At 67.4% G+C, this 23,136-nt stretch carries 20 protein-coding genes; 9 read left to right on the top strand and 11 right to left on the bottom strand.

Features of this window, described 5'->3' with window-relative positions; translation table 11 throughout:
* Positions 1-23: 23 nt before the first annotated feature.
* Positions 24-398 (top strand): RidA family protein, encoded by a 375-nt coding sequence (locus tag G8760_RS04440; RefSeq protein WP_166347100.1) that lies wholly within the window; start codon positions 24-26, stop codon positions 396-398.
* Here the strand turns inward: G8760_RS04440 and G8760_RS04435 are convergent.
* The 6 genes from G8760_RS04435 to G8760_RS04410 all read right to left on the bottom strand — a co-directional run bounded on the left by G8760_RS04435 (position 388) and on the right by G8760_RS04410 (position 6,106).
* On the bottom strand, positions 388-1,374 hold the full coding sequence (locus G8760_RS04435) for a Gfo/Idh/MocA family protein (RefSeq protein ID WP_166347097.1): 987 nt from the start codon (positions 1,372-1,374) through the stop codon (positions 388-390). The two genes, G8760_RS04440 and G8760_RS04435, sit on opposite strands and share 11 nt — an antisense overlap.
* Entirely contained in the window at positions 1,371-2,375 is a 1,005-nt protein-coding gene (locus tag G8760_RS04430; RefSeq protein WP_166347094.1) for a Gfo/Idh/MocA family protein, read from the bottom strand. The genes G8760_RS04435 and G8760_RS04430 overlap by 4 nt, the downstream gene beginning before the upstream one ends.
* Positions 2,372-3,220 (bottom strand): carbohydrate ABC transporter permease, encoded by an 849-nt coding sequence (locus G8760_RS04425; protein WP_343074366.1) that lies wholly within the window; start codon positions 3,218-3,220, stop codon positions 2,372-2,374. Before G8760_RS04425 ends, G8760_RS04430 begins: the two co-directional genes overlap by 4 nt.
* Positions 3,221-3,269: 49 nt before the next feature.
* Positions 3,270-4,241: a carbohydrate ABC transporter permease gene (locus tag G8760_RS04420; protein ID WP_166347087.1), complete on the bottom strand. Its 972-nt coding sequence runs from the start codon at positions 4,239-4,241 to the stop codon at positions 3,270-3,272.
* Between the two features lie 73 nt (positions 4,242-4,314).
* Positions 4,315-5,673 carry an ABC transporter substrate-binding protein gene (locus G8760_RS04415; protein WP_166347084.1) on the bottom strand — a complete coding sequence of 453 codons (1,359 nt, stop codon included), beginning with the start codon at positions 5,671-5,673 and terminating at the stop codon, positions 4,315-4,317.
* Positions 5,674-5,707: 34 nt separating this feature from the next.
* Complete coding sequence (locus tag G8760_RS04410; RefSeq protein WP_166347081.1) at positions 5,708-6,106, bottom strand: hypothetical protein; 399 nt, start codon at positions 6,104-6,106, stop codon at positions 5,708-5,710.
* A 174-nt stretch (positions 6,107-6,280) separates the two neighbouring features.
* Between G8760_RS04410 and G8760_RS04405 the strand changes: the two genes are divergently transcribed.
* Complete coding sequence (locus G8760_RS04405) at positions 6,281-7,438, top strand: ROK family transcriptional regulator (RefSeq protein ID WP_281355131.1); 1,158 nt, start codon at positions 6,281-6,283, stop codon at positions 7,436-7,438.
* A gap of 12 nt (positions 7,439-7,450) precedes the next feature.
* Here G8760_RS04405 and G8760_RS04400 read toward each other — a convergent pair whose 3' ends face one another.
* Positions 7,451-7,864, bottom strand: coding sequence for a DUF3037 domain-containing protein (locus tag G8760_RS04400; RefSeq protein WP_166347072.1), 414 nt, complete (start codon positions 7,862-7,864; stop codon positions 7,451-7,453).
* The gene (locus tag G8760_RS04395) at positions 7,861-8,646 is read right to left on the bottom strand and encodes a HipA family kinase (protein WP_166347068.1); all 786 of its coding nucleotides are present in this window, start codon (positions 8,644-8,646) and stop codon (positions 7,861-7,863) included. The genes G8760_RS04400 and G8760_RS04395 overlap by 4 nt, the downstream gene beginning before the upstream one ends.
* A gap of 130 nt (positions 8,647-8,776) precedes the next feature.
* On the opposite strand from G8760_RS04395, the gene G8760_RS30735 reads away from it, so the two are divergent.
* Positions 8,777-9,160 (top strand): cold shock domain-containing protein, encoded by a 384-nt coding sequence (locus G8760_RS30735; protein WP_166347065.1) that lies wholly within the window; start codon positions 8,777-8,779, stop codon positions 9,158-9,160.
* Between the two features lie 114 nt (positions 9,161-9,274).
* Here the strand turns inward: G8760_RS30735 and G8760_RS04385 are convergent, their stop codons facing one another.
* Positions 9,275-10,795 carry an MFS transporter gene (locus G8760_RS04385; RefSeq protein ID WP_166347060.1) on the bottom strand — a complete coding sequence of 507 codons (1,521 nt, stop codon included), beginning with the start codon at positions 10,793-10,795 and terminating at the stop codon, positions 9,275-9,277.
* A gap of 113 nt (positions 10,796-10,908) precedes the next feature.
* On the opposite strand from G8760_RS04385, the gene G8760_RS04380 reads away from it, so the two are divergent.
* Both G8760_RS04380 and G8760_RS04375 read left to right on the top strand, forming a co-directional pair.
* Positions 10,909-11,685 carry a DUF3027 domain-containing protein gene (locus G8760_RS04380; RefSeq protein ID WP_166347057.1) on the top strand — a complete coding sequence of 259 codons (777 nt, stop codon included), beginning with the start codon at positions 10,909-10,911 and terminating at the stop codon, positions 11,683-11,685.
* Between the two features lie 112 nt (positions 11,686-11,797).
* Positions 11,798-14,878: a sacsin N-terminal ATP-binding-like domain-containing protein gene (locus tag G8760_RS04375; RefSeq protein ID WP_207782008.1), complete on the top strand. Its 3,081-nt coding sequence runs from the start codon at positions 11,798-11,800 to the stop codon at positions 14,876-14,878.
* Between the two features lie 48 nt (positions 14,879-14,926).
* On the opposite strand, the gene G8760_RS04370 is transcribed toward G8760_RS04375, so the two are convergent.
* Complete coding sequence (locus tag G8760_RS04370; RefSeq protein ID WP_207782007.1) at positions 14,927-16,381, bottom strand: NCS2 family permease; 1,455 nt, start codon at positions 16,379-16,381, stop codon at positions 14,927-14,929.
* A 336-nt stretch (positions 16,382-16,717) separates the two neighbouring features.
* On the opposite strand from G8760_RS04370, the gene G8760_RS04365 reads away from it, so the two are divergent.
* The 4 genes from G8760_RS04365 to thpR all read left to right on the top strand — a co-directional run bounded on the left by G8760_RS04365 (position 16,718) and on the right by thpR (position 20,886).
* On the top strand, positions 16,718-18,139 hold the full coding sequence (locus tag G8760_RS04365; protein WP_166347046.1) for a DUF2530 domain-containing protein: 1,422 nt from the start codon (positions 16,718-16,720) through the stop codon (positions 18,137-18,139).
* Positions 18,140-18,483: 344 nt separating this feature from the next.
* On the top strand, positions 18,484-18,963 hold the full coding sequence (locus tag G8760_RS04360) for a MarR family winged helix-turn-helix transcriptional regulator (RefSeq protein WP_207782006.1): 480 nt from the start codon (positions 18,484-18,486) through the stop codon (positions 18,961-18,963).
* Positions 18,960-20,312: an MFS transporter gene (locus G8760_RS04355; protein WP_166347042.1), complete on the top strand. Its 1,353-nt coding sequence runs from the start codon at positions 18,960-18,962 to the stop codon at positions 20,310-20,312. Before G8760_RS04360 ends, G8760_RS04355 begins: the two co-directional genes overlap by 4 nt.
* Positions 20,313-20,340: 28 nt before the next feature.
* On the top strand, positions 20,341-20,886 hold the full coding sequence (gene thpR / locus G8760_RS04350) for an RNA 2',3'-cyclic phosphodiesterase (RefSeq protein WP_166347039.1): 546 nt from the start codon (positions 20,341-20,343) through the stop codon (positions 20,884-20,886).
* Positions 20,887-21,965: 1,079 nt separating this feature from the next.
* Here the strand turns inward: thpR and serC are convergent.
* The gene (gene serC, locus G8760_RS04345; RefSeq protein WP_166347036.1) at positions 21,966-23,090 is read right to left on the bottom strand and encodes a phosphoserine transaminase; all 1,125 of its coding nucleotides are present in this window, start codon (positions 23,088-23,090) and stop codon (positions 21,966-21,968) included.
* Between the last annotated feature and the right edge of the window lie 46 nt (positions 23,091-23,136).

The following is a 23,136-nucleotide window of genomic DNA, read 5'->3' as shown; positions in this document are numbered from 1 at the left end:
CTTCTCGTCCTGGGAGACATACCGTGTTCCGGCGGAACGTCAGCTCTGGAAATCCGTTCGAGGAAACCTATGGGTATTCACGCGCGGTCCGGGTGGGTGGCCAGGTGTACGTCTCCGGCACTACCGCCAGCGGCGCCGATCTCGGCGGCGACGCCTACACCCAGACTCGCAGCGCGTTGTCGATCATCAATGGTGCTCTGGCCGACGTGGGCGCCAGCCTCTCCGACGTTGTCCGCACGACGGTCTACATCGTCGACATGTCCGACCTCGAGGGCGTCAGCAACGCGCACGCCGAAACGTTCGGCCACATCCGGCCGGCCAGCACCCTAGTTCAGGTCACGGGTTTGACGCCAGCGGCGGCTGTGGTGGAAGTGGAGGTGACCGCGGTCACAGACTGACGGGTTGGCCGCTCGCGGCCGAACGATACGCGGCCAGCGCCACCCTCGTCGCGGCTAGTCCGTCCTCACCGGTCACGCTGGGTGTCCGAGCCTCGCGGACGGCCGTGACGAACTCGTCGATCAGCCCCTGGTTGGCGTCCGATCCCCACCCCGGCCAGCCGAGCTGTCCGTGTACGCCGCCGTAGGCAGTCAGGTGTTGGCTGAAGCCGTCGATGCCGATCACACCCTCTTCACCGACCAGTTCCAGCGTCAACCCGCCCCAGCTCGGATAGGTTCGCGGCCGGCTCCAACTGGAGTCGATCGTGGCGAACATACCGTCGGCGTAGGTGAGCATCAGCAGACCGCCGGTTTCCACCGCCACCTCGTCACGGCCCACAACCCGGTTGGTCACGGCGTAGACCTCGACGGGGTCCTGACCGGTGTACCACCGCAACACGTCCGCGACGTGGACCGTGTGGTCCATGATGGCGCCGCCGCCGGCCAGGTCCGGATCGGCGAACCAGGCACCGTGGTGGGTCGGCAGCACACTCTGGTTGGTTCCGGTGCAGGCGTGGACCGTCCCCAGGGTTCCGGCCGCGAGGACCTCGGCGACCTCCTGGAATGGCGGGCTGAACCGCATCGGGAAGGCGGTCATCAGCGGCACCCCGGCCGCGGCGCACACCTCGACGATCGCCCGGGCGTCCGACTCGGAGGTGGCCAGCGGTTTCTCACACAAGACCGCCACACCCGCGGCGGCGGCCAGCTCGACGAGACGACGATGATGCACCGTCTCGGAGCACACGGCAACCGCGTCGACCCCGGCATCGAGCAACGCGGCCGGCTCACCCAGCCATGGGACGTCATGCTCGTCGGCCCAACGGGCCCCCCGCTCGGCGTCGTCGTCGGCAACCCCCACGACGTCTACTCCGGCGGCGCGGAAGTTCGCTACGTACGCGTCGGCGTGCACGTGTGCTGCCGACAGGAAACCGACCCTCATGCCGCCACCTCCATGTCGATGGCCCGGCCCGAGCCGATCGACTCGACGACCGCGGTGGCGATCCGCAGCGCGGCCAACCCATCCTCAGCCGTGACGATCGGTTTGGCGCCGTCCCGCAGCACCGTCAAGAAGTGCTTCAACTCCGTCGCGTACGGGGTCTCCGCCAACGGGCTGGCCGCCAGCGGTGTATCGCCGGCCTCCGGCTTCGTCCGCAGAAGCGGCCGCACCGGCGCGGTACGGTCGGAGTCGAACGTCAGCACCCCGGTGGTGCCGGCGACCTCGCCACGGGTCCGGAAGACTGGCGGCGGGAATGCCCACGACGCCTCCACGTGGCTGATGGCGCCCGATCGGTGCCGCAGGATAGCCAACACGTGGTCGGCGGCGGTATCGGGTCGGGCCGCGCGCAGGCTTCGGGCGTACACCGTCGAGACCTCACCACCCACCCACCGGGCGTAGTCGAGGTCGTGAATCATCAGGTCGAGGGCCAAACCGCCGGAGCGTCGTTCGTCGGCGAACCAGTTGCCCGCCGGGCGCTTCGGCTGGAAGGTGGCGCGGGTGAACCGCAGCACCGCCGGGTCGCCGATGTCGCCGCGGTCGACCGCCTCCTTCAACGTGGAGTACTCGGGGAAGAATCGCACGACGTGCCCCACCAGGAGCGGGACGCCCGCATCGCGGCAGGCGGCGATCATCCGCTCCCCATCGTCGGGGGTCCGGGCCAAGGGCTTCTCGCAGATCACCGCCCGCCCAGCGGCAGCCGCCGCCAAGGTGATCTCGAGATGGAGGTCGGTCGGGGCGCAGACGTCCACCACGTCCACCAGCTCGAGGAGTTCGGCGAGGGTGTCGCAGGCGCGCATCCCGTATCGGCGGGCCAGCGTGTCCGGTGGGCTGGCCGGCCCGGCCAGTACAGCGGTCAGCTCGGCGTCGGCGCAGGTAGCCCAGCCGGCCGCATGGATCGTGCCCATAAAACCGGCACCAACGATGCCGATCCGGGTCCGGCTCATTTGAGCGCCCCTCCCGTCAACCCGCGGACGAACTGCTTGGAGAAGATGATGTACAACGCGATCATAGGCAGCATCGCCAGGGTCAAGACCGCCAGCACCGCGTTCCAGTCGCTGACGAACTGGCCGAGGAACGCTTGCGCGCCTAACGTCACCGTGCGGACGTTTTCGGCCGGCGCCAGAATCAGTGGGAACCAGAGGTCGTTCCAGATCGGGAGCATCGTGTAGATACCGATGGCGGCTAGGCCAGGTCGGATCAGCGGTACCGCGAGGCTGAACACGCGGTACTCGTTGGCCCCGTCGATCCGGGCGGCATCCTTCAGCTCCTTGGGCACCTGTTTGAAGAACGACGTGAGCACGAAGACCGCCAGTGGCAACCCCATCGCCGTATAGACGAGCACCAACCCGGCAAGCGAGTTCACCAGACCGATGGTGACGAGCAACTCGAGGATCCCGACCGTGCCCAGCCGAATGGGGATCATGATGCCCACCGCCATGTACAAAGCCAGCAGGGTCATCCCAACGAACCGGTACTCGGCCAGCGCGAACGCCGCCATGGAGCCCAGCAACAACACCAGGAAGACCGAGCACACCGTGATGATGAAGCTGTTGAGGAAGTACAGCTCGAACCGGGAGCGGTCGAACACCGTCTCGAAGCCACTGAGATCAAACGTCGACGCGTTCGGAGGTGCGAAGGGTTCCCCGAAGATCGCCTGCCGCGACTTGAAGGAGTTCATGACGATCATCAGGATCGGACCGCAGGCGATCAGCACGTACGTGACCAGAATGACGTGTGGAACAGCGGCGCCGAGACGGGCCGGCCACGGCTTGCGCGGCTTCTCCCGCAGTGGTGGGCGGGTGGGTTGAGCGTCTACGACAGTCGTCACCAGATCCCCCTCATAGCTCGTAGTGCTCGACACGGCGCTGCCAGACGAAGAAGTACAGCAAGACGCCGGCCAGGATGAGCAGGAACATCAGTGTGGCCACCGTGGCGCCCATCGTGGACGAGCCGCGTTGTAGCTGGAACCCGAAGAAGGTGCGGAAGAAGAGCGTTCCCATGATGTCCGTGGAGAAGTCCGGCCCCGCGAGGGCACCTTTGACGGTGTAGATCAAGTCGAAGGCGTTCATGTTGGCCACATACGTGATCACCGACACGATCCCGATGGTCGGCAACACCAGCGGGAACTTGACCCGCCAGAAGGTTTGCCAGCCGTTGGCACCATCTACCTTGGCCGCCTCCAGCAGCTCGTCGGGGATCGCGATCAGCACGGCATAGAAAAGGATCATCGGGATTCCGATGTACTGCCAGACCGACATCAGCGACAAGGTGATCAGCGCCGTACTGGACTGCCCGAGAAGCGGGGTCTCTACCAGGCCCCAGATCGGGTTGAGGACCAGCTGCCAGATGAACCCGACGATCACCACGCTCAGCGTGGTGGGAATGAACAGCAGTGTCCGGTAGACCGACCGGCCCTTGAGTGTGGCCGAGCTGAGCAGTGCGGCCAGCAGCAACCCAATGGGGTTCTGGACGAAGAAGTGCACCGCGAAGAACACCAGGTTGTTCCACACCGCGTTCCAGAACCTGGCGGAGAGAAGGTCATCGGTCAGGAGGTGCACGAAGTTGTCGAGTCCCACGAAGGCCCGCACACCGTCCACCGGGGCGTACAGGCTCAGCCGCATCGAGTCGATCAGCGGGTACACCATGAAGATCGTGTACACGGCAGCCGCCGGAAGGAGGAACACCAGCAAATGCGGGCGGAATCGCTGCCGTGGCCGCCGGGGAACCGGCCGGACCACGGCTGTGGGTGCACTCTCGACGACGTCCGCGGGGGCGTCGTCGGGTGGACCCGAGGCCTGCGTGTGACTCATGGGGGTGCCTTTCCATGAGAGCGTGCCGGCGGGTGCTTCCCTCGGCCACCCGCCGGCACGCGGACCAGTGTGATTACTGCTGCGGCTCGTACCAGCGCTCGAGGCCGTCCTGCGCCCGTTCAGCGGCGTCGGCCGGATCGATGGTGCCGTTGATCACCTGTGCGCTGAGGTCCCACAACTCGTTCTCGAGGTTGGGCTCACCGCGAGAAAGGATCTGGTAGGAGTTGCGGATGGTCGACTCGCACTCGTCGCGCCAGCTCAGGAACTCCTGGGCCAGCGGGTCATCGAGCTGGACGTCGTGATCGGCCAACGGGAAGAACCCGGGCACCGAACTTGCGTACAGACTCGCGAACTCGGCGCTGGTCACCCACTCCAAGAACACCCGTGCCGCCTCGGAGTTGCCACCGTTGGGGTTCATGCCGATCGCGATGTCGGTGTGGTCGCTGATGTAGCAGGTGTCCTGGCCCTCCGGCAGCGGCGGCGGGAACACCCCCATCTCGAAGTCGGCCTGCTCCCGGAACAGTCCGATCTCCCACGAACCGGCCGGGTAGATGGCACCGTTACCCAGGGTGAACAGGTTCTGTGCATCCGGATAGGTAATCGCCTCATAACCGGTGGGCAAGTAGTCCGCCCACGCCGCCAGCTCCTCGAAGGTCGCCACGTAAGGCTCGTCGGCGAAGCTCTGCTCGCCAGCGATCAGCGCCTGCCGTCCGTCCTCACCGTTCCAGTAGTTCGGGCCGACGTTCTGGAAACCCATCGTGGCCGCCTCCCACTGGTCGGCGGTGCCCATGACCAGTGGTGCATACGTGCCGTCGTCGGAGATCTCCTGGAGCAGCTGGTGGAACTCAGCCTCGGTCGTCGGCTCCTCGACACCGAGCTCGTCGAAGATCTCGGCGTTGTAGATGAAGCCGTGGATCACCGCGGCCATGGGGACGCAGAACACGTCCGAGCCGTCGTCGGTCACCCAGGCGCTGCGGGCGACATCGCTAAACGCGTCCATACCCGGAAGGTCGTTCAGGGACGCGAGGTGACCGTCGTTGAAGAGGTCCAAGGCGACGTCGAACGGACGGCAGGTGATCAGGTCACCGGCGGTACCGCCCTGCAATTTCGCCTCCAGCGCGGCGTTGTATTCGTCTGGTGCGGTCGGCTGGAACGACACCTGGATGTCCGGGTACTGCTCGTGGAACGCCGGCAGGATGACGTCCTCCCAGATGCCAAGGTCGTCGTTACGCCAGCTCTCGATGATCAGCGAGCCGGAGACGTCATCACCGTTGCCGTCGACGTCGCCGTTCTCGTCACCGTTGTCGTCGTCGGCCGCGGCGCCGTTGTCCGGCGCCTCGGTGTCCTCACGCGGGTCGTCGCTGTCACCGCAGCTGGCGAGCACTAGAACTAGCCCCGCTATCGGGGCCACCCAGCGAAGTGGTTTCGACATGTGTTGCTCTCCTGTACGTAGGAAGGGATTCGCGCTAGGCGAGTCTCGAGGCCCGGCCGCCTCGGGGTGGCCGTGGTACCCAACCGTGCCCTCGGCCGCCGGCGCGGACGATGCCGTACCCGATGTGCCGCGGGTTTGGACCGCCGCGCTGCGGCTGCTCGTCGTCCTCGATGAGGTCGTTGATCGTACACCCGGCGAGCCGGGCGCGGATCGTTAATTCACTCGTCTGGCCGGCCCTCGTGGCCGGGACCGGAGCTGCGGTACCAGCATGCGGGGTTCGGTGGATGTAGAACAGGCGGGCATCCTCCACACTGTCGCCGACGTCGTCCGCTGGGACAGCGCTGCGAGCTCCGCCCCACGCCATGGCGCCGACCAGTACCGATATCGTCGTCGCTGGGAAGTTCGACACTGGTCCGGAACGCCTATCGATCATGATCTCGCCTCTTTGGTCCGTCCATCGCCCACGGAGTCGAAGATCTCGCTTACACTTACTAAAGAAACTTTCCTCACTATGTAATAGTCGAATCTGGCCTGTCAAGGGGTTGCTTTGGCACAATCTGGACACAGTGGAGGGCCCCAGCTCCTCCGGCAGCTCAACTGCGCCGCGGTGCTCCGTGCCCTGCGTGATACGGGTTCAGCACGGGTCACGGAACTGGTCGCCGCAACCGGCCTATCGCGCCCAACAGTCACTGCAGCGGTATCAACGTTGACTACCGACGGATGGGTCGAAGAGGTCGAGGCCACCGAGTCCGACACCCCCCGAATGGGACGACCGGCCCGAGTACTGCGCTTCCGCGCCGACGCCCGCCATGTCCTCGGCATCGACGTCGGCCCGCACAAGGTCTACTGCGCCGTCGCCGACTTCAACGGAACGGTCGTGGCCCATGTGCGGCGAGACATCACGTCCGTCACCACCCATGCCGACCTGCTCGACCACGTCAGGCTGGCCATCGTACGAGCTCTGGACGAGGCCGGCGTCGAACCGACATCACTCGCCGCCGTCGGCGTCGGTACACCCGGAATCGTCGACGAACGACGCGGAGCCATCGTCCAGGCACCGTCCGTGCCAGGCTGGAACTCACTCGAACTAGCCCGATGGCTCCGGCAGAGCGTCGACTGCCCCGTGCACATCGACAACGATGTCAACCTCGCGGTGATGGCCGAACAATGGATCGGCGCCGGCAGCGCAACCGACAACCTCGTCCTGGTGCAATGGGGATCCCGGGTCGGCGCCGCTGTTCTCGTCCAAGGCCAGCTCCATCGCGGCGCCCACGGCGCCGCCGGCGAGATCGGCTTCGTCGACCTCGCCGCCGAACCCCAGGGTGTGCAGCCAGATGGGCTGGGCCCCCTCGAGTCCGCTATCGGTACTGCCGCGATCGTGCGGCGGGCCCGCGAACTCGGCGACATCACGAGCCGCGGAGCTGCCGACGTCCTCGCCGCGGCGACCCAGGGCGAACAGCGCGCGCTCCAAGTAATCGACGAGGTGGCCGCGCAGTTCGCCCGCGGCTTCGCCCCTTTCCTCGCCGCCATCGACCCAGAACTGGTGATCATCGGTGGCCGGATCACCCTCGCCGGCGAAACCATCCGCAGCAGGGTGGCGCATCATCTCCAGGTGCGTGCACTAGCCACCCCCCGACTGGAATTGTCCGCACTAGGTGACGACGCCGTCGCCCTTGGGGCCGTCAAGCTGGCCGCGGCCGACGCCGAACAACGACTGCTCGACTCCTACATGTACCTCTCCACCGACGGTGCCGGGCGTCCGTGACCAGGAGCGCGGTCAACGTCCAGGCTGCCGGTGGGAGACCGGGGCTACTCGGACGAGAAGCTCCATCAGGCGATCGAGTTCATGGGCCGGATCGGTCGTCAGGCCCGGATGCACCGGGCCTGGTTGGACCACCGTGCTGCGTGGTGCCGCCATCCACCGGAAGCGTTCTCCGGCGCTTGTCGCCGCTGCTGGGTCGGCCGACGCCGCCCAACATGGTGCGACGTAGGCAGTAGCCGCCTCGGTCACCGTATTGGCGTCGGCGCCAGGATCAAGCGCCATCAACCGCCCTGGGTCGACGTCGACCGTCGCATCCAGGTACTCGAGCGCTTGGCAATACACAACAACACCAACATTGACGAATTCCGCCCGCTCGACCCTCGGGACGACCCGAACGGTGAGGTATTCGAAGGGATGCCACACGGTCATGACGCCGCCCCTGGCAACCAGCGGTCAGCCATGGCCAGCCGTTCGCCGAGGTATTCGGCATAACGTCGGCGGATCGCGTTTGGGCCGTCGACATCAGGCGGCACCGGCAGCCATTCGTCGGGCACCAACGCCATAACCTCCGATACCAACTCGTCGGTGATCATCGGCGCGAGCCGGCCATGCGCCGCCGACAGGTGGCCGGCGAACGGCGCCAATACATGATCGTCCAGTGGGTAGGCCCTGGCGGCGAACGCCGACACATCGGGCCAGCCATGATGGAAGACCAACGAGGCGCCGTGATCGATCGCCCACAGGTCGCCATGCCAGATCAGCAGGTTCGGGTTTCGCCAGCTGCGATCCACGTTCGCGGTGAAGGCATCGAGCCACAACACCGCGGCGGCGTCATCCGCTGGTGGCCGCCCGCCGCGCCCGTCGTACCCGAGAGCACGGGGCAGAAAGTCCATCCCGAGATTGATTCCCGGGCTGGCCAGCATCAACTGCTGGATATCCGGGTCGGGTTCGCGCCGGCTGATCGCATCGTCAAGATCCACGAGAGCCAGTTCGGGGACCCGCACCCCGAGGCGGCGGCCCAGCTCTCCCACCACGATCTCCGCCACGAGGGCGGCGGTGCCTTGACCGGCTCCACGGAACTTGACGACGTACGTCCCCAGGTTGTCGGTTTCCATCAACCCGGGAAGTGAACCACCCTCTCGCAACGCCTGCACATACCGGACAGCGCGGACGACGGGTAGTGTGGTGTCCGCCGTCGCCGTCGTGGCCATGCTCATGACACTACGGCACGGTCAAAACACGAGGCTCCACCAGTGCCGAGCCGCCGGCGGTCACCGCCGGCGCCGTGGTCGACGGCTGGAGTCGCGGCGGTCCGACATCCGACGACGAACGAGGTCTGCGGTGCCAACCGGCAAGGTCAAGTGGTACGACACTGAGAAGGGCTTCGGCTTTCTCAGCAAAGACGAGGGCGGCGACGTCTTCGTGCACTCTTCCGTCCTCCCGAGCGGCGTGAGCGCCCTCAAACCCGGCCAGCGGGTCGAGTTTGGCGTGGCCGCCGGAAAACGTGGAGAGCAGGCGTTGTCGGTGCGCGTGCTGGATCCGCTGCCATCGGTGTCGGCCGCCACCCGCAAGAAGCCCGACGAGATGGTCACCATCGTCGAAGATCTCATCAAGCTGCTGGACGGGCTCTCCAACAGCTACCGCCGCGACCGGCATCCGGATGCCAAAACCGCGCGGAAGGTGGCAACCGTCCTGCGTGCGGTCGCCGATGATCTTGAGCTCTGACCCCGCCGCGGAGTCCGTCCCGACCAGGCCGGCAAGGCTCGTCGTCCCCCACTCGTCCCGGTGATCATCTTGTCCCGGTGATCATCGCCGCGGGCGCTGGAGTGTGCGGTGGCCCTAGGCAGGCGGGGGCGACGGTGCCGCGCTGCTCTCCGGCGGCTCCACCGCTCGTGGCTTGACCTGCATCGCCCACACCACAGCGAAAGCCAGCACTGCAGCCGCGATCCCCATGCCCAGTGCCGGCAACAAAGGCAGCAAGATGCCGACACCGCCACCGACCACCCACGCCAGCTGTAACGACGTCTCCGACCGGGCGAAGGCGTTCGACCGGATCCGGTCCGGGATGTCGCGCTGAATGATGGCGTCGAGCGAGAGCCGCCCGAGTTGTTGACCGAACCCGCCCATAAATCCTGCGGCCAACACCGTCACGAGGTTCCACCAGATAGCGCCCACGAGGGCGACACCCGCCGCCAAACCAACCAGGACAAGGATCGCGCCGTCGGGACTGCGCGACTTGACCAGCGCCCCGAACGACGTCCCGGCAGCGCTGCCGAGCCAGGCCGCTGCCGCCACGATGCCGAGGAGGACCAGACCGTCGAGCCCGCCGACCGGTTCCTCCCGGAGCACGAAGGCAAAGAACATGATCATGAAACCAGAGAAGAACCGCAGGCCGGCGTTGGCGCGCAACGCCCGGACCACCGTCCCACCAACCCGAAACCGCCGGCCGGCCTTCTTCTGCCGGAGCTGCTGCACCCGCGCCTCAGCGGCCTCGGAGTCCACCTTCTTCGACAACAACACGGCGAAGATGGTGGTGCCTATGTACGCGAAGAACGCCGCACGTAGGGGCCAGTCGTCGCCGATCTGAGCCAGGCCAAGCCCGATGGGCGCCCCCACCGCCGTTCCGAACGTTGCCGCCAACTGCATCCGGGAATTCGCCGCCACCAAGGTGATGCCTTCCGGCAACAACCTCGGCACCGCGGCTGCCCGGGTCACCGCGTATGCCTTCTGCCCCACCAGGATGCCCAACGCCGCCGGGTACAACCACACACCCTCGTCCATCACCGCGTCGGCGGCCACCCAGGCCAGGAAACCGCGGGTACCCGCGGTGATACCGATCGCCCAACGCCGCCCGTGGGCGAAACGATCGAGGAAAGGCCCGATGAGCGGGGCCACCACCGCGAACGGAGCCATCGTCAGGGCTAGGTAAAGAGCGACGTTGCCACGCGCCTCGTCGGACGGCACCGAGAAAAACAATGTGCCCGCGAGCGCCACCATGACCATCGCGTCAGCGAAGGCGCTGAAAGCGTTCAACTCGATCAGGCGGGCCAAGCCGGTCTGCCCGGCCCCTTTCGCCTCGGCGGCGCGATGCAACCGGCCAGCACCGGCGCGGGTGACCCGAGCGGTCCCAACAGCCGCGCGCCGGGCGGCGCGGGCCGAGACACCAGCCACCCGCCGAGCCCGTCCACCCACCTGGTCCACCTGGCTGGGGCCGTGGATGGGGCCGTGGATGGGGCCGTGGATGGGGCCGTGGATGGGTGGGCCGTCGGACCTAGAGTCGCCTCCGGGCTCGCGCGCCGAGCCGCCACCGGACTGATCACCGTCGGCCGGTGGACGCGGTGGGGGCGGGACGTCGGACACGGCACCATCCAATCGCATCGCAGCGCCGAGGGCGATGCCGGCACCGCCCTCGGCACGAGCCGGTACCCACCTGATTCGGCGTCGACCTTACCTTTGCGCGATAATCGTCCCTCGTGAGTACCACCCGCCGTGCCCGAGCCCCCAAACCCGACGCCGTCGCAGCCGAGGCGGTCGATACCGCCCGCGCGTGCGCCGTCGAGGCCGGCGGCCCCGACGCCGTTGGCGAACACCTCGGCTGCCAGGCTGAGGGTGAGCGAGTCCTGACCCACTATTTCGGCTGTGAGCTGCCCGGATACGTCGGCTGGCGATGGGCGGTCACGCTTGCGCGGGCCTCTCGGTCCAAGCGCGTCACCATCGACGAATGTGTGCTGCTGCCCGGCGACGAGTCCGTACTGGCCCCGCCGTGGGTGCCGTGGGAGGAGCGGATCTCTCCCGACGACCTCGGCGCCGGCGACCTCATACCGGTGGCCGACGACGACACCCGGCTCGAGCCTGGCTACGTCGCCATCGGCGACCCCGAGGTGATGGGCGTGGTTGAAGAGTTGGGGCTCGGCCGAGAGTGGGTGTTGTCGCGCGACGGCCGGGATTCAGCGGCGGAACGCTGGCACGAAGGCGAGGCCGGGCCACACACCGAGATCGCCAAGGCGGCCCCCGGACGCTGCGGTACCTGCGGCTTCGCGGTTCCCCTGGCTGGTTCCCTCGGGCAAGCGTTCAGCGTGTGCACCAATGAACGGACCCCGTTCGACGGCCACGTCGTCAACCATGCCCACGGCTGCGGTGGGCACAGCGACGTCCGCCTGTCCGTCGGCACCGGCGAATCGCCCGAGCACGTCATCGACACCCTCACCTACGAGCTCGTCCCCCTGGAGCCGGACACCACGGGAGCCTGAGCCACGGCCGTTCCGCCTCCGTCACCAGCGAGTAGCTCCCCACGGTCCGACACGATCATGAAGCCCGGCGGGCGACCGGTGGGAGAGTTCGCCGGTGCAGCACACTGGGCGGGTGGACACGTACGGGACGGCCGAACTCAGAGACCAAGTGCTGCACGCGTGGGCAGCGGCGCCCGCACGATTCCGGGAAGACGCCAACGCCGAAGAAGAACTCACTCTCGGCGCCTACCGCGACCGCGTGGTCGTCGAACTGGCGCAGAACGCCGCCGACGCAGCGGCGCGGGCCGGCGTACCTGGCCGGGTGCTGTTCCGGTTGACCGGGTCGACATTGACCGCCGCCAACACCGGAGCGTCCCTGGACGCCGCGGGCGTGGCGGGTCTGTCCACCCTCAGAGCTTCACCCAAACGCTCGGCGGACACCGTCGGGCGGTTCGGTGTGGGCTTCGCGGCGGTGCTGGCGGTCAGCGACGAACCCGCCATCGTCTCGGCCCTTGGCGGTGTCCGGTGGTCACGGCAGGCCGCACGTGCCGTGGTCGCCGACATTCCGCAACTCAGCGAGGAACTCGCCCGACGCGGCACGTCGGTCCCCATGCTGCGGCTACCGTTTCCCGCCGGACCTGCCCGCACCACCGATGCCGACCTCATCACCGACCCCGCCCCGGGGGACATCCCCGCCGGCTACGACACCTCCGTGGTACTTCCGCTGCGCGACGACGAGGCTGTCGCCGGCGTCACCCGTCTGCTGAGAGCCGTGGACGACGCGCTCCTGCTGGCTTTGCCGGCATTGTCCGCCGTGACCATCGAGATCGACGGCGAGCACCACACGCTGACCGCGGAGCTACCCGACATCGTTGACGCTTCCCTGGGGTTGGCGGAGCGCCGCATCGGCGCACGTCGCTGGCGGCTGGTCCGTGCCGAGGGTGTCGCCGAACCTACCCTGATGAGCGATCGGCCGGTCGAAGAGCGCGAACGGCCGGGCTGGTCGGTGGCGGTCGCGGTGCCGGTGACGGACGTCCATCAATCCACCGGCCCGCTCGGAGGGTTCGGCGTATCCGACGACACCGGATCAGACACCGGATCCGACACTGCCGGCGCCGCCATTCCGGCCCCACTACCGTCATCCGTACCCGCCGTGATCCACGCGCCCACACCCACCGACGACACCATCGACCTTCCCGTCCTGGTGATCGCCACCCTGCCGCTCGATTCGGCGAGGCGGCGGACTGCCCCTGGACCGTTGACCGATCACCTCGTCGAACACATCGGCGCCGCCTATGCCCACCTGGTCGCGTCGTTCAGGACCCCCGCCGCCCTGGACCTCATCCCTACCCCGGTAGGAGTGGGCGAGCTGGACACCGCTGTACGCCGGGCCGCCGTCGGGGCGCTTTCTCGCACACCTTTCGTCCCCGACGCCGGTACCGCCGGTCGACTCCGGCCCGACGGTGTGGTCCTCGTGGACGGCCTGAGGCGGGCCACCGATCCGTCGCGGCTAGCGCCCTTCGTGCCGGGGCTTCCCGCACCCGGTTGGGAGCACGACGGCGTGCTGCAACGGCTGGGCGCTCGCCGCGTCACCATGTCCGAGCTCGTGGACCGGCTCGCCGGCACCGAGCTGCCGCCTTCGACGTGGCGGGACATCTACGCCGCGCTCGATGGTTGCGATCTCGAGGATCTCGGCGCCCTCCCTGTGCCCTTGACCGACGGGAGACTCGTGCAGGGACCCCGGAGTGTGCTCCTGCCCGGTGAGGTCGACGCTGACGTACTGGCGCCATTTCGGCTGCGAGTAGCTCATCCGGATGCGGTACATCCCCTTCTCGGCCGGCTGGGCGCCGCCGTGGCGACCGCCCGTTCGGTGCTACGCGATCCGGTCGTCCGGGCCACCGTGGACAACCCCGACGACGACGCACCTGAGGAGCCCACCGCGGCTGTGATACGGCTGGTCGCCGCCTCCGGCCTGACCGCTGACGACGAACCATGGCTACGTCGGATACCGCTGCCCGACGGCACCGGGGAACTAGTCCCGGCCGAGGAGCTGTGGTTGCCCGGTGTGCCCCTCCTCGACGCCCTCGACGCCGATCCCGCCGAGTGCACCGTCGCCAGCGACGTCGTCCACGACCACGGCACCACGACGCTTGAGGCCATCGGCGTTCGGACCGGATTCGCGGTTCTCCGTCTCCCCGACATCCCGCTCGACCAGGATCTCTGGAACGACCTCGACGACGAAGACCGTTGGGTACAAGAGACCCTCGCCACCCTGCCGGAGGAGACAGCGCCGCCAGTGATGGCGGAGTTCGCCGCCGTACGCGACCTCGACCTCATCCAACACTCGGCGTGGCCGCGGGTGCTCGGCTGGCTGGCCGGCGACCCCGCGGCGCGGGCCGCGGTGGTCGATCCGGTCCGGCTCCTGCTGGCCGATGGCACGAGCCGCGTCGCGCTCTCCTACACCGCCTGGTGGCTGCGTCGACACGTTCAGCTCGGCGGGCGACGCCTCGCGGAGTTCTGCGCCCACGGCGCTGATTCGACGGTTCGTGCCCTGCTCACTCCGCTCGACGCGGTGGCGGCGGAGATCGACGACACATTCATGGCGGCGCTCGGTGTCGCCGGCCGACTGTCCGAGGTCGCCGCCCAAACACTTGTGGCTCGACTGGGCGACCCGGCTCTGCGGCTGCCCGTTGCCGACCTGGCGGCGATCTACGCCGAACTGGCCACCCGGCATCCGTCGACGCTGCACCCTCCGGCGCACATCCGAGTGCCGGACGGCACCGGAAGCCGGCTCATAGACGCTGATCTCGCAGTGATCGCCGACGGCCCGCACTGGCTCCAGCTGGACCGGCCCGGACTCGTGCCCGGGCCACCCGAGCTGGCCGACGTGTTGGACCTGGATCTGGCGTCGCAGGCCCACCCGTGCGCACCCAGCAGCCCGGGCCAGCCCGCACCCGTCCCCGACATCACGAGGGAGTTACTGCCGGCCGCACCGGACAGTTACATCGAGCACGACGAGCTGATCGTCGACGGTCAGCCAGTCGACTGGTGGTTCGACGGTCGTGTCCACGCCGCGACTCTCGACGGCCTAGCCCGGGGGTTGGCTTGGGCGGGCGGCCATTGGGATCGCCGCTGGGTGCTGGCACAGGTGTTGGAAGACCCGACGAGCTTGCCGGTTCTCCTGGCCGAGGAGTCTTTCGGCCGGCCCGCGTGAGCCTCTCGCGGGCCGGCCGTCCGCCGTACGGATGTCGCGTACCGACGATCAGGAGATCCCGAGCAACATCTCGATCGGATGGATCGCGAAGTAGACCAGGAAGAACGCCGCCACCACCCACAGCAGCGGATGAACGTCGCGCACTTTGCCGCGAGCCAGTTTGACCAGCACGTAACCGAGGAATCCGGCGCCGATACCGGTAGTGATCGAGTATGTGAACGGCATCAAGGCGATCGTCAGGAACGCCGGGATCGCCAGCTCCAGATCGTCCCACGGGATGTTCTTGACCTGGGTCATCATGAGGAAACCGACCAGCACCAGCGCCGGCGCGGCAGCCTCGTTCGGCACCATTCCCACCAGTGGTGCGAAGAACATCGCCAAGAGGAAACACAACCCGGTGATCACGCTGGCCAGGCCGGTCCGGGCGCCCTCACCGACGCCGGAGGCCGACTCGATGTACGAGGTGTTGCTAGAGACGGCCGCGGTGCCGCCGGCCACCGTCGCGATCCCGTCGACGAGCAAGATCTCCCGCGAGTTGTGCGGGTTGCCGTCGGCATCGAGAAGGTCTCCCTCGGAGCCAACCGCCACCATCGTGCCCATCGTGTCGAAGAAGTCGGCCAGCATCAGCGTGAAGACGAACAGCAGCACGCTGACGACGCCCACCGACTCCCACGACCCGAGCAGGCTGAACTCGCCCAACAGCCCGAGGTCGGGAAGGTCGACGACGCGGTCTGGCACGGCAGGCGCGTTCAAGTTCCATCCGGCGGGATTGTCGTACGTCGTGCCGAGATCCGCGATCTGCTCGACGATGACAGCCAGCACGGCCGTTCCGACGATGGTCCAGAGAATCGCACCTTTGACCTTGCGGATATACAGCACGATCAGGGTGATCAGCCCCACCACGAACACCGCGACCGGCAGCGTCGACAACGCGCCGTCCGCACCCAGACCGATGGGCGGCGATGGGACCCCCGTGGACGTGACGAACCCCGCGTTCACCAGCCCCACTAGGGCGATGAACAAGCCGATGCCGACACTGATGGCGGTCTTCAGCGAACGGGGGACGGCGTTGAAGACGGCCTGCCGAAAGCCGGTGAGCACCAAGATCACGATGAGGATGCCCTCGATGACCACCAAGCCCATCGCGTCCGCCCAGGTCATCTGGGTGGCCAACCCGAACGCGACGAACGCGTTCAGGCCCAGCCCGGCGGCCACCGCCAACGGGAAGTTGGCGACCACCCCCATGGCGATGGTCAAGACCCCCGCCACCAGCGCCGTTGCTGCGGCGATCTTGGCCAGGTTCGGTTCCTCCCCGATGCCGACACCGAGGAACGCACCATCGACGTCGGGGGCATTGCCGATGATCAGCGGGTTGAGGACGACGATGTAGGCCATCGCGAAGAAGGTGACGACGCCGCCACGCACTTCCCGGCCGAACGTGGAACCGCGCTCGCTGATCCGGAAGTACCGGTCAAGCGCAGCGCGCGGCGAAACCACGGACATGGACACTCCTTGATGACGGCAGCTGGCAGGACATGGGAGGACATGGGAGGACATGGCCGGACGACGCCGGCCGGCCCGGCTGGCATGCGGGGATCCGGGCGGAATCGCCGCATGTCGAGGACAGGCTCTGAGCATGCCAGAAGGCATCCGGGCGCGCCGGGCGACCTCCGCCAAGGCCAGGTGAACGTTGGCGGCTTTCTGCCCTCGGCGGAGGGGAGCGCCGCCGAAACTAGTGTCGCCTGCACTAGCGCCGGTCACCTGGGTTGAGGGCAGGTTGATGACTGGATTTAGCAGTCGGTTCGCCGCGAACCGGACGGCCGACTAGTCTGTTGTCATATGGGGAAAGGACGGCGGCGTCTCCGTGACGTGCCCCACGTCCGGCCGTTGGACGTGGATGGCGTACGCACTGTCGCCATTCTCACCATCTTGTGGGCCGTGACTTTCGTGGTGCTGGCGTTCAACCGGGCCCAGCTGAACGATGCTGGCCTCGACTGGCTGCTGTGGACCTGCCTGGCAGGTGTTGGGCTGGGCCTACTCGGCATCGAATACACCCGCAAGCGCCGAGACGCCATCGCCGAAGCCGAGCTGGAGGCCGAAGCCGAAGCCGAGCTGGAGGCCGAAGCCGAGCTGGCCGACGAGTACGAGCCCGCTGCCGACGATCCCCCACGTCGGGGCCTTGAGCCTGCCGAGACGGACGTGGACCACGGTGCTTCACCCGCACCGGAGGCCAATCCCGCGATCCGGCACAATCCCGCCTCCGCTCAGCCCGCACCTTCCGCGCCGGTGCCGCCGGTGCCGCCGGTACGCGGTGCGGCTGGGGCGAGGCGACAAGACGAGCTGACCACCCGGCCCTTGCCGTCCCCGGGCCCCCGCGATCCACATGACACCACCGGCCCTCACGACCTACATGACACCACCGGCCCTCACGATCTACGCGACACCACCGGCCCTCACGATCTACGCGACACCACCGGCCCTCACGATCTACGCGACACCACCGGCCCTCACGATCTACACGACACCACCGGCCCACACGACCTACACGACACCACCGGCCCCCGCGATGCCGTGGCACACGCGAGCGACCCGCACCTCAGCCCCGGCCACCGGGCCGCCGCGCCCGAGCCGCCGCAACGACGCCGTCGCGCCTCCACCGACCCGCCCGCCACGTCGGCTGCCGTGACCGGTCCGGCGCCATCGAGACCAACGCCGGAACCCGCCCCCCTGCCCGACCCGATGGCCGCACCCACGCCCGACCCGATGGCCGCACCCACCACTCCCGGATACGAGACCGGCGACGTCGACACTGGCGAGGAGTCTGGCCCACGGCATGCGGCCCGCGACGGTGGAGAGCGCCCATGGCCCGCTTCACCGTCACTCGATGCCGTCGACGAAGCTCCCCCGCCGCGGCGCCGGCGCCGCCAGTCACAGGGTCCGGCGAGGCCCGGCCGGGTCGACGTCGCCAACGTCGACCCGTCGATGCCGTCCCCCGACTCCGGGGCGCCAGCCAGCGCCGGCCCGATGTGGTCGGAGCTGATCGATACGACCCCACCCGCCGAACCGTCGACACCTCCCACCGATCCCGCGGACACCGGCGATCTCCTGCTCGACGATTCGACGCTCAGTGGACGCCGGGCTCGACGCTATGACCTCACCGAAGAGATCCAGGAACTCACCGGCGAGATCCAGCAGATCACCGAAGGGGGCGGCACTGTGTATCGGGGGCGCCGGGCCCGGCGGCGACCCGACAGCGCCTGATCCGTTCCCAACCCGCCTCGAGGGCGCTCACCCGCGGTGCCCGGCTTGAGCCCAAGGAAACTTGTCGCGAGCTCGCTGCCACAAGGAACCTCGCTGTCGCCCTGACCACAACGAGGTGCCCTATGGCACGCGGACTCTTGCCCCGGGACGCGGCGGCGTTCAGACAGATGCGCTGCTCAGGCGGCCGCGTGGGGCGAGCTACCACCAAGGCACCATGCCGCCCTGACGGCGCGACGCGGCCGCACCCTCGCCAGCATCGGCGAGCGAGAGACCAAGGCGAGACAGGTGCATAGATCATTGACACGACTGGCACTTAGCAAAGGTAATGAGTTATAGTAACTAAAGTGCCTGCATCGAACCGTTCCCCGTCGTCCGCCTCGCCTCGGCCCAAGGCGGCTCAGCCCCGCACCCAGGCCGGCCTAGCCAGCTCGCTGCGCATCGCCATCGGCAGGCTCAACCGCCGCATCCGCAACGAGCGCGAAGACGACTCGCTGACCCTCAACCAGCTATCCGCGCTGGGGGTCCTCGAACGGCACGGGCCGCTTCCGGTTGGCGAACTTGCCGCCCTCGAACGGGTTCGTCCGCCATCCATGACCAGAACCGTCAGCGCACTGGAGGAGCTCGGCCTGGTAGTGCGGGAGCCACACCCCGTCGACCGCCGACTCGCCGTCGTCCGGATCACCGAGGCAGGCCTTGGCCGCACCGCGGCCGACCGCAAACGCCGAGACGCGTGGCTGACGCACCGGCTGCGCGACCTCACCCAGGAAGAACGGCGGCAACTGCGCGACGTATTACCCATCCTCGAGAAACTGACTCGCTCGTGAAATCTACTTTTCGTTCCCTCCGACATCGCGACTTCCGACTGTACTGGTCGAGCATGCTCGTCTCGAATATCGGGACGTGGATGCAACAGATCACTCAGTTATGGCTGGTCCTCGTTGTCCTGGACGGCGGCGCTCGGGCCACCGGCATCACCCTCGGCCTACAGTTCCTGCCGTTCCTCCTCGTGGCGCCGTTCGGCGGCCTGCTCGCCGACCGGTTACCCAAGCGCAACCTGTTGATCTTCAGCAACGCCTTCATGGGAATCATCGGGCTGGTCCTCGGAATCCTCACCCTCACCGGCGTCGCACAGATCTGGCAGGTCTATCTACTCGCATTCCTGTTAGGTGCCGGGAAGGCGCTGGACAATCCGGCACGACAGGCGTTCGTGTCCGAACTCGTCGGCCCTGAAGACCTACCCAATGCCATCGCGTTGAACAGCACCTCGTTTAACGCCGCCCGACTCATCGGACCCGCCTTGGCCGGGCTCCTCATCCACGCCATCGGCACCGGCTGGGTGTTCGTCATCAACGCGGTTACCTTCGCCTCGCCGATCATCGCACTGCTCCTGCTCCGGTACCGCCCGCCACACGGTGCGGTCGGCCAAGACACCGGTGGTGTCATCAGCAGGCTCAGTGAGGGCGTGCGCTACGTCCGCGGCCGCCCTGACCTGCTGATGATCATGTTGATCATCTTCGGGCTCGGGACGTTCGGGATGAACTTCGAGATGACCATGGCATTGATGGCCACCGAGGTCTATGAGAAGGGCTCCGGCGAGTACGGCGTCCTCGGGTCGATCCTGGCTATCGGCACTCTGACCGGAGCGCTGCTATCGGCTCGCCGTAAACATCCGAGACGCCGGCTGATCGTCGGTGGAGCGGTGATCTTCGGGCTGTTCCAGATTGTAGCGGCGCTCATGCCGAACTACGTGTTGTTCGCCATCGCCCTCGTTCCACTCGGTTTGATCACGATGACGGTCCTGATCTCCGCGAACACCTACGTCCAAACCACGGTTCCAGCCCACGTGCGGGGCCGGGTCCTGGCTCTCTACATGATGATCCTCATGGGCGGTAAACCCGTCGGGGCACCGGTGGTGGGCTGGGTCGCCGACCTATTCGGCGCTCAGTGGTCGTTCATCGGCGGCGGGATCCTCACCATCATCTTCGCGATCGCCGCCCTCGTCTTCATCGCTCCTCGTAGCGGAATTGTCGTGCGTCCCCGCTTCCGGCCGCGGCCAGGCTTGGCAGTGATCGTCGACCTGCCTCGACCGGCCGACACCACAGCGGGCACGGCACCGGACCACGTTCCTCCACGCGGCCCGGGCGCCGACACCGGTCCGCGCGCAGCGGCCTGACCCCGCCACCCGGGACCGGAAGCGCTCCATGAGACTGTTCGCCGCTGTTACCCCGCCCGAGGATGCCGTCACCCATCTCGCCGACCACATCGCCGCCATAAGGGACGCTGGGCTGCGTTGGTCGGATGCCACGACATGGCATGTGACGACGGCCTTCTACGGCGAGGTGGCGGACTCAGCGGTTGCCGAGCTCCAGGAACGCCTCGCCCGGGCTGCCCGGCGACACCACCCAATGTCGCTACGCCTCGGTGGTGCCGGACAGTTCGGCGGCACGGTGCTGTGGGTGGGCATCCGCGGCGACGTCGAGGAGTTGCGACGGCTGGCGGCCGCGACGGTAGCGGCGGGCCGTCGATTGGGCCTCGGTAGACGTGAGCCGCGCCGGTATCGGCCACACGTTACTTTGGCGCGTAACTCCGCCCGGCACAACGTGCGGCCCTGCATGGCGGCCCTGTCCGACTACGACGGTCCGACGTGGCGCGCCGACCATCTCACATTGGTGCGCTCACACCTCGGCGCCGGCGCTGGCGGACGAGCGCTACACGAACCCGTGGCACGTTTTCCGCTCACCGAGTGAGACCCAGTGAGCCGGGGCGCCCATGGTGAGCAGACTCAGATCAGGGCCGCCACAATGACGGCCGCCACCATAGCGGCCAGCACGAAGGCGACGATCCGTCGCGTGGTCCTCGGTTTCACGTTCTCCCTTGCCCGGTTGGCCGCAGCACGTCCGGCCGCGCCTCCAAGTCTTGCATGACGGAGATCTGCACTGGTCAACGCCCCTAAACAAGCCTCTGACCGGAGATCGACTAATCGAAAAGCTGAATGTCAAGCTCCGATAGGTCCAGTCAAATTCAGCCGAATGGGTGATCGCCGCGGGGATGGCCGCGCGCCTAATATCGTGTCAACGAACACGACGGGGGATTGAAGTCCTCCATACGGAGGCATTCGGGGTAGCACCCGGTCGCCTTCTGCGACCGGGTGTCCTCCGCTGTGATTCGTCGAACACACCAGCTTCTCCCGCTCCACTATGACCGGCTCTCTGGTGAAGCGGGAGACTTCCACATAGCAAGCGGCCCGGAACTCCTGACGAGTTCCGGGCCGCTTTGTGCACCTGATCTCCGCTTTGTGCACCTGATCTCCGTTTTGTCACCTGATCTTTTTCCCTGGGGCGATCAGGTGTATCAACGGCGGGCAACGGCACGGTGTGGCGCATCCGATTCCGTCTCAGAGTGCGGACGCCCACCGATCAGATGCGCGAACGCGGCTCGCCGGTCAGTTGATGCATCTGATCACCAGACATCGCGTCCCCCGCGCGAAGTACAGACGACGAGGTGCACACGCCCAACAACGACGCGACCATAAGGCCGCGCCAGACCCCGTCACCGATCACTTGCCGGACCTGTCACGGATCCGCTCACCAGACCCGCTACCGATCAGATGCACAACCAGCCCCACGAACGCCGACCATACATCTGATCGCCGCGCGTCCACATCACGGGACGCGATCAGATGCACACCGGTCCGCCGCTACCCCGCTATCGCCCACCCGCGGCGCACCTGATCGTCGCCACATAAACGATCAGGCGCACAAACGGAGATCAGGTGCACACCCGGGGCGGGCGCCCGAGGCGGGCACGCACACTTTGGCCAATGGCCCTAGCTGGTGATCTGCTCCACCACCCAGTCGACGCATGTCGTGAGCGCCTCCACGTCGGCAGGGTCAACGGCTGGGAACATCGCCACCCGCAACTGGTTACGGCCCAGCTTTCGGTAAGGCTCGACGTCAACGACACCGTTGGACCGCAGGGTCTTGGCGACCGTAGCCGCGTCGATCGACTCGTCGATATCAATGGTTCCGACCACCAACGACCGGGCTTGGGGGTCAGTCACGTAGGGGGTGGCGTACGACGACTTCTCCGCCCACCCGTACAGATGAGCGGACGACTCGGTGGTGCGCCCCACCGCGAAGTCGAGACCTCCGTTGCCGTTCAACCAGTCGAGTTGCTCCGCCAGCAGGAAGAGGGTAGCTATCGCCGGGGTGTTGTACGTCTGGTTCTTGCGGGAGTTGTCTACCGCGGTCGGCAGGTCGAGCGAGGTTGGGACGTATCGGTCGGTAGCCGCGATCTCTTCGACGCGGGCTAGCGCCGCTGGTGAGAACGCCGCCAACCACAACCCGCCGTCGGAGCCGAGGTTCTTCTGTGGCGAGAAGTAGTAAACGTCCACCTCGGTGGCATCGACCGGCAGCCCGCCGGCGCCACTCGTCGCATCGACGAGCACTAGTGCGTCGCTGGCGCCCTCGACGCGCCGCACCGGCGCCATGACACCGGTGGACGTTTCGTTGTGCGGCCAAGCGTAGACGTCGATCCCGTCTTCGAGCCGCGGCTCGGGGAGTGATCCGGGGTCGGCCTGAATGACACTCGGCGCTTCGAGCCACGGCGCCTTCTTCGTCGCGGAGGCAAACTTGGCGGAGAACTCTCCAAACGACAGGTGCTGCGATCGACTGCGCACCAACCCGAACGCCGCGATGTCCCAGAATGCCGTGGCGCCACCGTTGCCGAGGATGACCTCGTATCCGGCTGGCAGTCCGAGAAGCTCGGCTATGCCGGTCCGCACGCGGCCGACGAGATCCTTCACCGGAGCTTGCCGGTGCGACGTGCCCATCACCGCGCCGCCGCGTTGGGCCAGCGCGGCCAACGACGCGGGGCGCACCTTGCTGGGCCCTGCGCCGAACCGTCCATCGGCGGGCTTCAGGTGATCGGGAATACGCAGTTCGGTGGTCATGTGATCCTCTCCGTGTGCCGTTCAGGGCAGGACGATAGGTAATCGC

Source organism: Phytoactinopolyspora limicola, assembly GCF_011320225.1.
Classification (GTDB): Bacteria; Actinomycetota; Actinomycetes; order Jiangellales; family Jiangellaceae; genus Phytoactinopolyspora; species Phytoactinopolyspora limicola.
Note: the sequence above shows the minus strand (reverse complement) of the source record. Positions and strands in the feature narration are given on the sequence as shown.